The following is a 14,197-nucleotide window of genomic DNA, read 5'->3' as shown; positions in this document are numbered from 1 at the left end:
TCCGGACGCCGGGAAGTTACCGGCGGGTTGTTCCGGTTCCGTAACGGCAGCGGCTGACGCGCGACTTCGGTTGCCCACCACCGGAGTCACTCTCTTGACGAGAAGTCAATTACTTGTTGACAGCGTGCCGCTCCCCGGCGAGGCTGAGCGGATGACCAGCGGAACGCGGCCCCGCCGGCGGCTCGAGCCGGCCGAGCGGCGCGCCGAGATCCTCGCGGCCGCGCGGCACCTGTTCGGCGCGGGCAGCTACGCGTCGGTGTCCACTTCGGACATCGCCGCCGCGGCCGGGGTGGCGCGCCCGCTGATCAATCACTACTTCGGCGGGAAGCGCGAGCTGTACCTGGAAGTGGTGCGGCAGCTGATGATCGTGCCCGCGCCGGTCACCGAGGCACTGCCGGACACCACGATGGAGCAGCGGCTGGCGATCGGCGTCGAGCGCTGGATCGACGTCGTGGACCGCAACCGGGACGCCTGGCTGACCGTGATCGGGCCGGAGTCGGCGGGCCGCGACCCGGAGATCGAGCGGATCATGCTGGAGGCGGACGAGATCGCCGCCGACCGCGTGCTCGAAGCCGCGCTGATGACGGACGTGACCGAAGGGCGCGAAGAGCTGCGCGCGATGATCCGGTCGTTCGGCGGGATGCTGCGGGCGGCGTCGCGGGAATGGCTCATCCGCGGCACCCTGGACCGGACGGCGCTGCGTACGTTCCTCACCGATTCGATCCTCAACCTGCTGAAAATCACCTACCCGGCGGTGCTTGCCGAGCAGCGCGGAAGCGACGGGCGAAAGCGGCGGGTGTCATCCCGGTCCAGCGCTTGAACGCGTAGATGAAGCTCGACGCCTCGGCGTACCCGAGCCGGTACGCGACGTCCTCGACGGACAGCACGCCGGTGTCGAGCAGCTCTTCGGCCAGCGCCTGGCGGACTTCGTCGACCAGCGCGCGGTAGTTGGTGCCGGCCTCAACCAGGCGCCGCCGCAGCGTGCGCGTGCTGAGCGTGAGCTGGCGGGCGATCTCGTCCATCCCGGCGTCGACGCCGCCGAGCCGCACCAGGCGTTCGCGCACCTGCTGGGAGATCCCGGACCGCTGCCGCCGGCGGGCGACGAGGGCCTCGCACTGCGCGGCGCAGAGCGCGACGGTCTGCTCGTTGGCCTGCGGCAACGGCAGCGTGAGGAACGCCGGGTCGAGGGTGGCGCGGCAGGCGTCGGCGCCGAACCGGGGCTCGACGCCGAACGCCGCCCGGTAGGCGTCCACTGTGGACGCTTCGTGGCGGAAGCTCAGGTCGTCCAGCGCGATCTCGGGCAGCAGGTCGCGCATCACGGCGAAGATCGCGGACAGGTCCCGCAGCACCAGGAACCGGGCGACGTCGGCGGGCACGCGGCTGTTGTCGAGCTCGATGGCGATGCGGTCGCCGTCGGCCACGACGTTCGGGATGCAGAACGCGAAGCTGAGGTCGAAGTAGCGCAGTGCCAGCAGCATCGCGTCCCGCAGCGTGGGGCTGCTGATGCAGGCGAACCCGAAGATGCCGAAGGTGGTGACGCGGTAGCGGCGCCCGAGGTCGAGGGCCGTCGCGTCCGAACCGTCCAACGCGGCCAGCGCGCGGACGACGGCCAGCTCCTGGCGCGCGTCGACCTGCGCCGCCGGGTCGGCGAGCAGGTCCGCGGACAACGAAGTCGCCGCGAGGAGCCGGCCGGCGGCCAGGCCGCGGTCGGCGGCGAAGCGGGTCATCAGCTCGATGCTCGCGGTGCCGCGCGGGAAGTCCCAGTCCCCGACGGCGGGGGCGGCGAACTCGGCCATGGCCGGAAGTATGGATCACGCCCGGCGAGGGAGCGAATCGAGGACCGGAACTGTCCGGGGTGATCGTTATGGTGGCGCTGTGACGACGTTGAGCCGACGGGCGCTGAACCGCGCGACGCTGGAGCGCCAGCTGCTGCTGCGCCGCGCGAAGCTGTCCGCCTTCGACGCGGTGGCGCACCTGGCCGGGCTGCAGGCGCAGGCGCCGTTCCCGCCGTACTACGCGTTGTGGGCGCGCCTGCACGGCTTCCAGCCGGCGGACCTCGCGGAGCTGCTGGAGAGCCGCCGGGTCGTCCGGATCGCGCTGATGCGCGGCACGGTCCACCTGGTGACCGCGGCGGACGCGCTGGCGTGGCGGCCGGCGGTGCAGGTGCTCTACGACCGCGACCTCAAGCAGAACACCCTGCACGCGCAGGCGCTGACCGGGCTGGACCACGACGTCGTCGCCGCGGCCGCGCGGGAGCTGCTGCTCGACGCGCCGCTGTCGAGCACCGCGCTGGGCGCCGAGCTGGCGCGGCGGTGGCCGGACGTCCCGACGGCGTCCCTCACCCACCTGGCCCGCGGCCGGCTGCCGCTGGTGCAGGTCCCGCCGCGGGCGATCTGGGGCAAGGCCGGCCAGACGACGTACGCCTGCCTGGACGAGTGGGTCGGCGCGCCGCTGCCCCCGCCGTCGCCCGCCGCGCTGATCGCGCGGTACCTGCGCGCGTTCGGCCCGGCGTCGGTGGCGGACGTCCAGACGTGGGCCGGCATCACCCGGCTGGGCGAGGTCGCGGCGGAGATGGACCTGCGCCGCTACCGCGACCCGGACGGCCGCGAGCTGCTGGACCTGCCGGAGCTGTCCGTGCCGGACGAGGACGTCCCGGCGCCGCCGCGGCTGCTGGGGCCGTTCGACCAGACGATCCTGTCGTACGCCGACCGCACCCGAGTGATCGGCGACGAGCACCGCAAACGCGTCATCACGCAGAACGGCCTGGTCAAGGGGACGCTCATGACGGGTGGGTACGTGCGCGGGTTCTGGGAACTCCGGAAGGACCGCAAGGCCGCGGCGGTGGAGCTGACGCCGTTCGAGAAGCTGCCGAAGCGGGACCTGGAGGCGCTGGAGAGCGCGGCGGCGCGGTTGCTGAGCTGGGCGGAGCCGGGCGCGGCGACCCACGACGTCCGGGTGCTGGCCTGAGCGGCGCCGTGGCCGGAAATCTCGATCGCGTGACCGCTCGTGTCCTGTTGTCACAGGCTCCGGGTGGGTAGCTTTCTTCAGCATGACTGGTTCGGCGAAGGGGCCGTCGGTGCTGATCGCAGGCACCGGGTTCGGCGGCATCGGCACGGCGATCGAGCTCAAGCGCGCCGGGTTCTCCGACTTCACGATCCTGGAGAGCGCGGCCGGGCCCGGAGGCGTCTGGCGGGACAACACCTACCCGGGCGCCGCCTGCGACATCCCGTCGCCGCTGTACTCCTACTCGTTCGAGCCGAACCCGCGCTGGCCGAAGCGGTTCTCGCACCAGCCGGACATCCTGGCCTACCTGCGCGGCGTCATCACGAAGTACGGCCTCGAGCCGCACATCCGGTACGGCGCCGAGGTCACCGAGGCCGTGTTCGGCGACGGCGTCTGGCGCGTCGCGACCAAGAGCGGCGAGACCTACACGGCCGACGTCTTCGTCCCGGCCGTCGGGCAGCTGTCGCGGCCGGTCCTGCCCACCATCCCCGGGCGGGACCGGTTCGCGGGAGCCGCCTTCCACTCGGCGCGCTGGGACCACGACGTCGACCTGCGCGGGAAGCGCGTCGCCGTCATCGGGACCGGGGCCAGCGCCGTCCAGTTCGTCCCCGAGGTGCGGAAGCACGCCGAGCGGGTGACGGTCTTCCAGCGGACGCCGCCGTACGTCATGGCGAAGTCCGACCCGACCTACCGCGGCTGGCAGCACTGGCTGTTCGAGCACCTGCCGCCGACGCAGCTGCTCGGCCGGCTGCGGATCTTCCTGCTCGCCGAGTACGCGACGTACGCGATGACGCGCCACCCCGTGCTGGCGAAGATGTTCGAGCTGCGGACCGCGCAGCTGCGCCGCCGGCACATCGAGGACCCGGAGCTGCGCGCGAAGCTGAAGCCGGGCTACCCGCTGGGCTGCAAGCGGATCCTCTTCACCAACGACTACCTGCCCGCGCTCGCGCAGCCGAACGTCGACGTCGAGACGGCGCGGATCAGCGAGATCACCGAGAAGGGCGTCCGGACCGAGGACGGCGTCGAGCACGAGGCGGACGTCATCGTCTACGGCACCGGCTTCGCCGCGACCGACTTCCTCGGCCGGATCGAGGTGCGTGGTCTCGGCGGCCGGACGCTCGAGGACGCGTGGTCCGGCGGCGCGCGGGCCTACCTCGGGATCTCCGTGCCCGGCTTCCCCAACCTGTTCTGCGTCTACGGGCCGAACACCAACCTCGGCGCCGGCTCCATCATCTACATGCTCGAACGCCAGGCGCGGTACATCCGTCAGGCTGTAGAACGGTTGGCCCGTCCCGAAGTGTCCACGCTGGACGTGCTGCCGGAGGTCGAACAGCGCTACGACGACGAGGTGCAGGCGCGGCTGGGCCGGAGCGTGTGGAGCGCGTGCACGAGCTGGTACCGCCAGGCCGACGGCCGGGTGACGACCAACTGGCCGGGCCTGGTCACCGAGTACGACCGCCGGACCAAGCGGTTCGACGTCGCCGACTACCGGGTGGCGTGATGGACTACGACGTCCTGGTGATCGGGTCGGGGTTCGGCGGCAGCGTCACGGCGTTGCGGCTGACCGAGAAGGGCTACCGCGTCGGCGTGCTGGAGACCGGCCGCCGGTTCGCCGACGACGAGTTCGCGAAGACGTCGTGGCGGCTGCGGAAGTACCTGTGGGCGCCGAAGCTCGGGTGTTTCGGCATCCAGCGGCTGACGCTGCTGAAGAACACCTTCGTGATGAGCGGCTCGGGCGTCGGCGGCGGTTCGCTGGTCTACGCGAACACGCTGTACGAGCCGCCGGACGAGTTCTACGCCGACCCGCAGTGGGCGCACATCACGGACTGGAAGGACGAGCTGGCGCCGTACTACGACCAGGCGAAGCGGATGCTCGGCGTGGTCGAGAACCCGGCGACGACGGCCGCGGACCGGGTGCTGCGCTCGGTGGCCGAGGACATGGGCATCGGCCACACCTACCGGCGCACACCCGTCGGCGTCTACTTCGGACAGTCCGGAGTGGACCCGTACTTCGGCGGCGCGGGCCCGGTCCGGCAGAAGTGCACGCTGTGCGGCGAGTGCATGACGGGCTGCCGCGTCGGCGCGAAGAACACGACCGTGAAGAACTACCTGTACCTGGCCGAAAAGGCGGGCGCGGTGGTGCATCCCCTGACCACAGCTGTTTCCGTCCGGCCGATCGAGGGCGGCTACGCGGTGGACACCGTGCGCACCGGGCGGTTGGCTCGCCGGACGTTCACGGCGTCGCAAGTGGTCTTCTCGGCGGCGTCCCTGGGTACGCAACGGCTGCTGCACCGCTTGCGGGACAACGGGACGCTGCCTCTTTTGTCACCGCGTCTCGGCTTGCTGGCGCGGACGAACTCGGAAGCGGTGCTGGCCGCGCGGTCGCTTCGGGACGACACGGACTACACGCGCGGCGTCGCGATCACGTCGTCGATCCACCCGGATGCGGTGACGCACGTGGAGCCGGTGCGGTACGGGCGCGGCAGCAACTTCATGGGCCTGATGACGACGGTGCTGGTGGACGCTCAGTCCGGGCGCCGGCGCTGGGTGCTGGGGGCGCGCGAGCTGTGGCGGCAGCGGCGGAACGTCGTCAAGCTGCACAACCCGCGGCGCTGGTCGGAGCGGATGATCGGGCTGCTGGTGATGCAAACGCTCGACAATTCCGTGACGACATACACGAAACGCGGCCTGTTCGGCCGCCGCATGACGACGAAGCAGGGCGCGGGCTCGCCTAGTCCCGAGTGGATCCCGGCGGGCCACGAGGTGACGCGCCGGGTGGCGGAGAAGATCGGCGGCCTCCCCCAGGGCGCGTGGACGGACCTGGCGAACATCCCGATCACGGGCCACTTCATCGGCGGCTGCGCGATCGGGGACTCGCCGGCCACCGGAGTGGTCGACCCGTACCAGCGGCTGTACGGCTACCCGGGCCTGCACGTAGTCGACGGCTCGGCGATCACGGCGAACCTGGGCGTGAACCCGTCTTTGACGATCACGGCCCAGGCGGAGCGGGCAATGGCCTTCTGGCCGAACGCCGACGAGGCTGACCCGCGCCCTTCGCTGGGCGCGGAGTATCGGAGGGTGACGGCGGTGGCGCCGCGGAAGCCGGTGGTGCCTGCGGAGGCACCCGGCGCACTGCGGCTGCCAGTGGTGCCGCGGTGAGCCGCGCGTTCGCCGTGTTGCGAGTGGAAGATTCCCCGCCCGGTAGAGGCGGTTCAGCAGCGCGCGTGGATGTGCGGCGACCCGGACCCACGCCCTTCACTGGGCGCGGAATATCGGAGGGCGGTGGCGCGGAAGCCTTTGGTATCCGCGAAAAAGCACCCGGCGCGCTGCGGCTGCCGATTGTGCCGCGATGAGCCGCGCGTTCGCCGGGTTGCGAGTGGCAGTTTCCCGCCCGGTGGGGACGGTTCAGCAGCGCGCCGAACGCCGGCGAGGCTGACCCACGCCCTTCGCTGGGCGCGGAGTACCAGCGGGTGACGGCCGTGGCGCCGCGGAAGCCGGTCGTACCTGCGGAAGCGCCCGGCGCGCTTCGGCTGCCACTGGTGCCCAAGTGAGCCGCGCGTTCGCAGTGCTGCGAGTGGCAGTTTCCCGCCCGGTGGGGGCGGTTCAGCAGCGCGCGTGGATGTGCGGCTCCCCGATGTCGCCAGTTTATCCGGGGTCACCGACAGTTTCGGCCGTCAGCTCGGTCGTCACCGCGACGTACGCGCGGATCGCTTCGTTCTCCTCCGCCGCTCGCCAGACCGGGACCGCGATCATCGGTGGGATGCCTGTCACCGGGACCACCTTCAGGCCCGGGAACGGGTAGCGCTCCAGTAGCGACAGCACCGTGATGTGCAGGCCGATGCCGCGCGCCACCAGGGAAAGCATGTCCTCGGCGCCGATGCGGGTGCGGCCGATCAGCTGGGGGACGTCGTCCTCCGTGCGGGGGATCGGGCGGCCCGACGGTGTTCGCGGCGGGGCCCATTGGTCTCGGGCCACCGGGTTCAGCGTTTTGCTCGGGTCCAGCAGGCGGTAGTCCGCGATGTCCTCCAGGGTCACCGAAGCCCGCGTCGCCAGCGGGTGGTCCTCGCGCATCAGGAGGCCTCGGGGCAGGGACAGCAGCGGCGGGCCCGTGCGCAGGTTCGGCAGGTCGAACGACCGCGTGTCGCCGCCCGGGGACCAGTGCAGGACCAGGTCCAGGTCGCCCTCGGCGAGCAGGTCGTGCTCGGTCCAGCGGGCGCCGATGCGGGTCGGGGTCAGGCTCACCCGGCACGCCGGGTGGCGGCGCTCGAACTCCTGCGTCAGCCTTGTCACCAGGTCGCCGCCGAGGCTCGCGACGTACCCGACGCGCAGCCGGCCGCTGATCCGCCGGCCGGACACCCGCGTCTCGGTGAAGATCGCCGCCAGCTCCGCCACGCCCGCGCGGGCGCCCGTGCGCAGCCGCTCCCCCAGCTCCGTCAGCCGGACGCCGGTGTCGTCGTGCACCACCAGCGGGCCGCCGATCTCGGCCTCCAGCTCGCCGATCTCCTTCTCCAGTGCGTCCGCCGTGCTGCGCACGCGCCAGGCCGCGGACTCGAAGTCGCCTTCGCGCGCCACGATCAGCAACGTCGCGACGGCGCGGATCGCGGCCAGCTCGATCAGCGACCCCGTCCGCACCTGCTCGCGCGCGGCCGGCGGCGGTTCCAGCCCCGGGTCGCCCGCCAGGATCCGCCGGTGCAGCCCGCGCAGCACCGGCCCCGGGTCGGCGCCCAGGTACTCGGCGAGGCGACGGCGGACGCCCTCGAAGTGCGCGAGTGCGTCGGCCTGCCGCCCGCTGCGGTAGTAGGCGAGGATCAGCTGCCCCGCGAGCCGCTCGTCGAACGGGTGCTCGGCGGCCAGCTGCGGCAGCGTCGCCAGCAGCGCCGCGTGCCGCCCGAGCCGCAGCGAGACGTCGTGGCGGTCCAGCCGGGCCGCGAACCGCTCCGCTTCCAGGCCTTCGCGGACGCCGGTCAGCCACGGCGAGTCCAGCCCGGCGAACGGCTCGCCGCGCCACAGCGCCAGCGCTTCGTCGAACAGCGTGGCTGCGGCGACGTCGTCGGACGCCGCTCGCGCGCGCGTCACCTTGTCCCGGAACCGGTGCAGGTCGACCGACGCCGGGTCGACGCGCAGCACATAACCGTGCGGGGTTCGCTCGATCGCGCACCCGGCGGCGCGCAGCCGCGAAAGGTAGCTCCGGAGCGTCGCCGTCGCGCGGTGCGGCGGGTTGCCGCTCCAGACGCGGGTGACGAGCTGGTCCGGCGTCACCGGCCGGTTCGGGTCCGCCAGCAGCGCCGCGAGCACGTAGCGCTGGCGCGTGTGCCCGACGTCGAGCGCGGCCCCCTCGGATTCGGCTTCGAGGGTGCCGAGGACGCCGAACCGCATCACCGAACTCCTCCCTGGACCTACTCAGACCCGCTCCGACCTGCGGATTCCACGTTTCCGCAACGATCACACACGGACCGTCCTGCAGTCTAGGTGGCGCGGGCGCGCGGCCGGGGGGTCTGCGCGCGCCGGCTGGGGGTGCCGTGAAGGGGCCCTTCCGGACGAGCGTCCGGAAGGGCCCCTTCATGACGTATGCGTCACGGCAGGCCGGCGAGCCCAGCGGACACGGTGTTCGCGAACGCGTACCCCGCGGTCGCGTCCCAGTTGATCGACCACGTCATCGCGCCGCGGATCGCCGGGTAGGTCGCCGACGGCTTGAACGAGCCGCACGACGTGCCCTTGGCCAGGCAGTTCAGCGCCGAAACCGTGTTCGCCGGCGCCTGGTAACCGCCCCCGGCCGCCTGCGACGACGCCGGCAGCCCGAGCCCGACCTGGTCGGCCCGCAGGCCGCCCTGCAGCTGGATGCAGGCCAGCGCGGTCAGGAAGTCGACCGTGCCCTGCGCGTAGACGCTGCCGTTGCAGCCGAGCATGGTGCCCGAGTTGTAGTACTGCATGTTGACGATCGTCAGGATGTCCTTGATGTTCAGCGCCAGCTGGAAGTAGCCGCCGCCGGTGGACTGCATGTCGATCGTCTGCGGCGCCATCGTGATGACCTTGCCGCCGCCGTTGTAGATGCTGCGCAGCGCCTGGCCCATGTAGGTGGCGTTGACGCCGTTCTCCAGGTCGATGTCGACGCCGTCGAAGCCGTACGACGAGATCAGCGACTTGATGCTGTTGGCGAAGTTGTTCGCCGACGACGAGTCGCCGACGCTGATCGTGCCGTTCTGGCCGCCGACGGAGATGATGACCTTCTGGCCGCGCGCCTGGACCGTCTTGATGTCGGCCTTGAACTGCGCGTCGGTGTAGCCGCCGAGCTGCGACGACAGGCCCGAGTCGAGCGTGAAGCTCACCGCGCCCGGCGTGCCGGTGGCGTCCGCGAAGGACACCGCGATGATGTTGTACTTCGTCGGGACGTCGGCCAGCTTCAGCGCCTTCGCGCCGTTGTAGAAGTTCTGCCAGTAGCCGGTGAGGACGTGCTTGGGCAGGTCACCCTGGGTCGGCGGCGGCGTGGTCGTCGTCGGCGGGGTGGTCGTGGTCGGCGGCGTCGTCGGGGTGGTGGGGGTCGTCGGCGTGGTCGGAGTGGTCGGCGTCGTCGGCGGCGGGGTGCCCGGGCCGTCGAGGCTGACGTCGTCGGCGAAGTAGGTCGGCTGGCCGTACCAGCCGTGCAGGTAGACCGTCAGCGAGGTGCTGGCGCCGGTCGTGAAGCTCAGCGAGAGCTGCGTGTAGCCGCTGGTGCCGGGCGTCCACGTGCTGGTGGTCGCGGATCCGGAAACACCCAGGTAGACGTAGCTGCCCTGCACCCAGGCGGACAGCTTGTAGGCGGTGTTCGCCGCGACGGTGAGCGTCTGCGAGCACTGCGCGGTGTCCGACGACGTCGGCGTCGCGCTCAGGGCGCGGCTGCCGCTGTGGACCGGGGTGCTCACCGCGGTCGGGGCGGCGGTGCAGGTCCACCCCGCGGTGCCGGATTCGAAGCCGGGGTTGGCGAGGATGTTGGCCGCCGAGGCGTTGCCGGCGAGCACGAACGTCACGCCGAGACACAGCGCGACCGCGGAAAGTAACGATAACAGGGCTAGACGGGCTTTGGGGACCACGGGGCGACCTCCACTGGTCGTGAGGCAGGTCACCACAAAATGGACTAGACCAATCTCGTTGTCAAGGAGCCCCATCCGAAAGTCGGGGTGGTCGGAACGGCAGAATGTACGGATCGGATCCACCCGAGGGCGAAGCAGGAGCGTGTTGCAGTGAGCGTGTCGGTCGAGCAGAGGATCGCCGAAGAACTGGGCGTGCGCGAAGGACAGGTCAAGGCCACCGTCGAGCTGCTCGACGGCGGTTCGACCGTCCCGTTCATCGCGCGGTACCGCAAGGAAGTCACCGGCATGCTCGACGACGCGCAGCTGCGCACGCTCGAAGAGCGGCTGCGCTACCTGCGGGAACTCGACGAGCGCCGGCTCGCCGTGCTCGATTCGATCCGCAGCCAGGGCAAGCTGGACGAGGCCCTCGAGGCCTCGATCCTCGCCGCGGACACGAAGTCGCGGCTCGAGGACATCTACCTCCCGTTCAAGCCGAAGCGCCGCACGAAGGCGATGATCGCGCGCGAGGCGGGCCTCGAGCCGCTGGCCGACGGCCTGCTGAACGACCCCACCACGGACCCGCACGCCGCGGCCGCGGTGTTCGTCGACGCGGACAAGGGCGTCGCGGACGCGCAGGCCGCCCTCGACGGCGCCCGCTCGATCCTCGTCGAGCGCTTCGCCGAGGACGCCGACCTCATCGGCGACCTGCGCGAGAAGATGTGGGGCCAGGGCCACCTCGTGGCCAAGGTCCGCGGCGGCAAGGAGGAGGACGGCGCCAAGTTCTCCGACTACTTCGACTTCTCCGAGCCCTACACCAAGCTCCCCTCGCACCGGATCCTCGCGATGCTGCGCGGCGAGAAGGAGGAGGTCCTCGACCTCACGATGCTGCCGGCCGAGCCGACCGACGAGCCGCAGGTCGGGCCGACCGACTACGAGACGCGCATCGCCGCGAAGTTCGGCGTCACCAACGAGGGCCGCCCCGGCGACAAGTGGCTGAACGACACCGTGCGCTGGGCGTGGCGCACCAAGATCCTGCTGCACCTGGGCATCGACCTGCGGATGCGGCTGCGCCAGGCGGCCGAGGACGACGCCGTGCGCGTGTTCGCGTCCAACCTGCGCGACCTGCTGCTCGCCGCCCCGGCCGGCACCCGCGCCACGATGGGCCTCGACCCGGGCTTCCGCACCGGCGTCAAGGTGGCCGTCGTGGACGCGACCGGCAAGGTCGTCGACACCCACGTCATCTACCCGCACCAGCCGGCCAACAAGTGGGACCAGTCGATCGCCGAGCTGGCCGCGCTGTGCGCGCGCCACCAGGTCGACCTGGTCTCGATCGGCAACGGCACGGCGTCGCGCGAGACGGACAAGCTCACCCAGGAGCTGATCAAGAAGCACCCGGAGCTGAAGCTGACCAAGGCGATCGTGTCCGAGGCGGGCGCGTCGGTGTACTCGGCGTCGGCGTTCGCCTCGGCCGAACTGCCGACCATGGACGTCTCGCTGCGCGGCGCGGTCTCGATCGCCCGGCGGCTGCAGGACCCGCTGGCCGAGCTGGTGAAGATCGACCCGAAGTCGATCGGCGTCGGCCAGTACCAGCACGACCTGTCCGAGGTCTCGCTGTCCCGCTCGCTCGACGCGGTGGTCGAGGACTGCGTGAACGCGGTCGGCGTCGACGTCAACACGGCGTCCGCGCCGCTGCTGACCCGCGTCTCGGGCATCACGACCGGGCTGGCGGAGAACATCGTCTCCCACCGCGACTCGAACGGCCCGTTCCGCTCCCGGACGGCGCTGAAGGAGGTCGCGCGGCTCGGCCCCAAGGCGTTCGAGCAGTGCGCGGGCTTCCTGCGCATCCCGGACGGCGACGACCCGCTCGACTCGTCGTCGGTGCACCCGGAGGCGTACCCGGTGGTCCGCCGGATCCTGACCACGACGGGCACGGACCTGCGCGCGCTGATCGGCAACACGCGCACGTTGTCGTCGCTCCGCCCGGCCGACTTCGTCGACGAGACGTTCGGCCTCCCGACGGTGACGGACATCCTGGCGGAGCTGGACAAGCCGGGCCGCGACCCCCGCCCGGCGTTCAAGACGGCGACCTTCGCGGAAGGCGTCGACAAGATCGGCGACCTGAAGCCGGGCATGCGCCTGGAGGGTGTCGTCACGAACGTGGCGGCGTTCGGCGCGTTCATCGACGTGGGCGTGCACCAGGACGGCTTGGCGCACGTTTCGGCGCTGTCGAAGAACTTCGTGAAGGACCCGCGCGAGGTCGTGAAGCCGGGCGACATCGTGAAGGTGAAGGTCCTCGAGGTCGACGTGCCGCGGAAGCGGATCTCACTGACGCTGCGGCTGGACGACGAGCCTGGCGCTCCGTCCGGCAACCGCGGCGGCGGTGGCGGCGGTGGTCGTGACCGGGGTCAGCAGGGCGGCGGTGGCGGCGGCGGTCAGCGCCGGGGCGGTTCCGGTGGCGGCGGCGGTCAGCGCGGCGGCAGTGGTGGCGGCAAGGGCGGCAACTCCGGCTCCTCGAGCAGCAGCGGCTCGATGGCGGACGCGCTTCGCCGGGCGGGGTTCGGCAAGTAGACACAAAGCCGTGAAGGCCTCCTTACCGGCTCTTATGGCCGGTAAGGAGGCCTTCACGGCTTTACGGGTCAGAAGGGGAAGCCGTGGGCCTGTTCTCGTAGGGTCACCCACTGCCACTGCGTGAACTCGTCCCAGCTGTGGCCCGAGCCGAAGCGGCTTCCGTTGCCCGATGCTCCCGTGCCGCCGAAGGGCGCGAACGCGTCGTTGTTCAGCGTCTGGTCGTTCACGTGGACGATGCCCGTGCGCAGGCGGTCCGCCACTGCTCGGCCGCGGTCCACCGAGCCCGTCTGGATCGCTGCCACCAAGCCGTATTCCGTGTCGTTCGCGACCGCTACCGCTTCGTCCTCGTCGCGGACCACGATCACCGGGGCCACCGGGCCGAAGATCTCCTCGCGGAACGCCGGCATCGACGTGGTCACGCCCGCCAGGACCGTCGGCTCGTAGAACAGGTCCGTGTACGAACCGCCGGCGCGGACCGTGGCGCCCGCGGCGACCGTTTCCGTGACAATACGGTCCACATTGGACAGTTGGCGAGCGTTGATCAGCGGGCCCAGCGCGACCTGGCCGGTGAACGGGTCGCCCACCGGGAGCTTCGCCGCCCTTGCCGCCAGGCGGTCCAGGTACTCGTCCGCCACCGACTCCATGACGATGTGGCGGCCCGCCGTCATGCAGACCTGGCCCTGGTGCAGGAACGCGCCCCACGCGCCCGCCGAGCTGGCGACGTCCAGGTCCGCGTCGTCCAGGATCACCAAGGCGTTGTTGCCGCCCAGTTCCAGGCTGACCCGCTTCAGCGTCCGCCCCGCCGCCTCGCCCACGCGCCGGCCCACCGCCGTCGAGCCGGTGAACGAGATCGCCGCGACGCCCGGGTGTTCCGTCAAGGCCGCGCCCGGTTCCGCGTCGCCGGCCAGGACGTGCAGCAGACCGGAAGGCAGGCCCGCCGCTTCGAAGAGACGTGCGATCAGCGTGCCGCCCGCGACCGCTGTGTTGACGTCCGGCTTCAGCACCACGGCGTTGCCCAGCGCCAGCGCCGGCGCGACCGCCCGCACCGACAGGATCTGCGGGAAGTTCCACGGGCTGATCACGCCGACGACGCCCAGCGGGATGCGACGCGCGATGCTCTCGCGGCCGGCCTCGCTGGTCGGCAGCAGGTGACCCCACGGCTGCGTCGGCAACGCGGCGGCCTCCCACAGCTCGGCCAGCACCAGGTCGACCTCGAACGCCGCCTTGGGCGGGATCGCGCCGCCCTCGCGGACCAGCCAGTGCTCGAACTCGGCGCGGTTGTCCTCCAGGACCCGCGCGGCCTTGCGCAGCAGCGCCGCGCGCTCCGGACCCGGCGTCGCCGCCCAGGCCGGTTGCGCCGCGGCCGCCCGCTTCACGGCGTTGTCGATGTCCTGCGCGTCGGCCAGCCCGACCTCGGTGAGCACCTCGCCGGTGGCCGGTTCGGTCACCGGGAGCGTCCCGCCGTGGGCCGGCACCCAGCCGCCCGAAAAGATCTTCCCGCGCCAGTCGACGTCGTCCAGCATGCGTTCCTCCCGCGTTCCGACAGAGCTTCCAGCCTGGTCGCGGGAGCGGCGAGCGCG

Annotated in this window: 9 protein-coding genes; 5 read left to right on the top strand and 4 right to left on the bottom strand. The window is 71.6% G+C overall.

What is annotated here, in order from left to right; all coding sequences use genetic code 11:
- Positions 1 to 151: 151 nt before the first annotated feature.
- The gene (locus OG439_RS46840; protein WP_326946772.1) at positions 152 to 820 is read left to right on the top strand and encodes a TetR/AcrR family transcriptional regulator; all 669 of its coding nucleotides are present in this window, start codon (positions 152 to 154) and stop codon (positions 818 to 820) included.
- Here the strand turns inward: OG439_RS46840 and OG439_RS46835 are convergent.
- A complete protein-coding gene (locus tag OG439_RS46835; RefSeq protein WP_326946771.1) occupies positions 741 to 1,796 on the bottom strand; it encodes an AraC family transcriptional regulator in 1,056 nt (351 codons plus the stop codon). The genes OG439_RS46840 and OG439_RS46835 overlap by 80 nt on opposite strands.
- A 79-nt stretch (positions 1,797 to 1,875) precedes the next feature.
- Here OG439_RS46835 and OG439_RS46830 point away from each other — a divergent pair, with 79 nt between their 5' ends.
- From OG439_RS46830 to OG439_RS46820, 3 genes are all read left to right on the top strand, one after another.
- Positions 1,876 to 2,967: a winged helix DNA-binding domain-containing protein gene (locus tag OG439_RS46830; RefSeq protein ID WP_326946770.1), complete on the top strand. Its 1,092-nt coding sequence runs from the start codon at positions 1,876 to 1,878 to the stop codon at positions 2,965 to 2,967.
- Between the two features lie 82 nt (positions 2,968 to 3,049).
- The gene (locus OG439_RS46825; protein ID WP_326946769.1) at positions 3,050 to 4,504 is read left to right on the top strand and encodes a flavin-containing monooxygenase; all 1,455 of its coding nucleotides are present in this window, start codon (positions 3,050 to 3,052) and stop codon (positions 4,502 to 4,504) included.
- Positions 4,504 to 6,162, top strand: coding sequence for a GMC family oxidoreductase (locus tag OG439_RS46820; RefSeq protein WP_326946768.1), 1,659 nt, complete (start codon positions 4,504 to 4,506; stop codon positions 6,160 to 6,162). Before OG439_RS46825 ends, OG439_RS46820 begins: the two co-directional genes overlap by 1 nt.
- 486 nt (positions 6,163 to 6,648) lie before the next feature.
- Here OG439_RS46820 and OG439_RS46815 read toward each other — a convergent pair whose 3' ends face one another.
- The gene (locus tag OG439_RS46815; protein ID WP_326946767.1) at positions 6,649 to 8,379 is read right to left on the bottom strand and encodes a BTAD domain-containing putative transcriptional regulator; all 1,731 of its coding nucleotides are present in this window, start codon (positions 8,377 to 8,379) and stop codon (positions 6,649 to 6,651) included.
- Between the two features lie 197 nt (positions 8,380 to 8,576).
- On the bottom strand, positions 8,577 to 10,070 hold the full coding sequence (locus OG439_RS46810; protein WP_326946766.1) for a chitinase: 1,494 nt from the start codon (positions 10,068 to 10,070) through the stop codon (positions 8,577 to 8,579).
- 150 nt (positions 10,071 to 10,220) lie between these two features.
- Between OG439_RS46810 and OG439_RS46805 the strand changes: the two genes are divergently transcribed.
- On the top strand, positions 10,221 to 12,617 hold the full coding sequence (locus OG439_RS46805) for a Tex family protein (protein WP_326946764.1): 2,397 nt from the start codon (positions 10,221 to 10,223) through the stop codon (positions 12,615 to 12,617).
- A 68-nt stretch (positions 12,618 to 12,685) separates the two neighbouring features.
- On the opposite strand, the gene OG439_RS46800 is transcribed toward OG439_RS46805, so the two are convergent.
- On the bottom strand, positions 12,686 to 14,140 hold the full coding sequence (locus OG439_RS46800) for a benzaldehyde dehydrogenase (RefSeq protein WP_326946763.1): 1,455 nt from the start codon (positions 14,138 to 14,140) through the stop codon (positions 12,686 to 12,688).
- Positions 14,141 to 14,197 lie beyond the last annotated feature (57 nt).

This window comes from Amycolatopsis sp. NBC_01307, from assembly GCF_035975215.1.
Taxonomy (GTDB): domain Bacteria; phylum Actinomycetota; class Actinomycetes; order Mycobacteriales; family Pseudonocardiaceae; genus Amycolatopsis.
The sequence above is the reverse complement of the archived record's forward strand: the minus strand, read 5'-3'. Positions and strand labels throughout refer to the sequence as shown.

Bases quoted from the DNA above. Each gene is read 5' to 3' on its own strand.
- OG439_RS46840 (WP_326946772.1), top strand. From the start codon at position 152: ATGACCAGCGGAACGCGGCCCCGCCGGCGGCTCGAGCCGGCCGAGCGG.
- OG439_RS46835 (WP_326946771.1), bottom strand. From the start codon at position 1,796: ATGGCCGAGTTCGCCGCCCCCGCCGTCGGGGACTGGGACTTCCCGCGC.
- OG439_RS46825 (WP_326946769.1), top strand. From the start codon at position 3,050: ATGACTGGTTCGGCGAAGGGGCCGTCGGTGCTGATCGCAGGCACCGGG.
- OG439_RS46820 (WP_326946768.1), top strand. From the start codon at position 4,504: ATGGACTACGACGTCCTGGTGATCGGGTCGGGGTTCGGCGGCAGCGTC.
- OG439_RS46815 (WP_326946767.1), bottom strand. From the start codon at position 8,379: ATGCGGTTCGGCGTCCTCGGCACCCTCGAAGCCGAATCCGAGGGGGCC.
- OG439_RS46800 (WP_326946763.1), bottom strand. From the start codon at position 14,140: ATGCTGGACGACGTCGACTGGCGCGGGAAGATCTTTTCGGGCGGCTGG.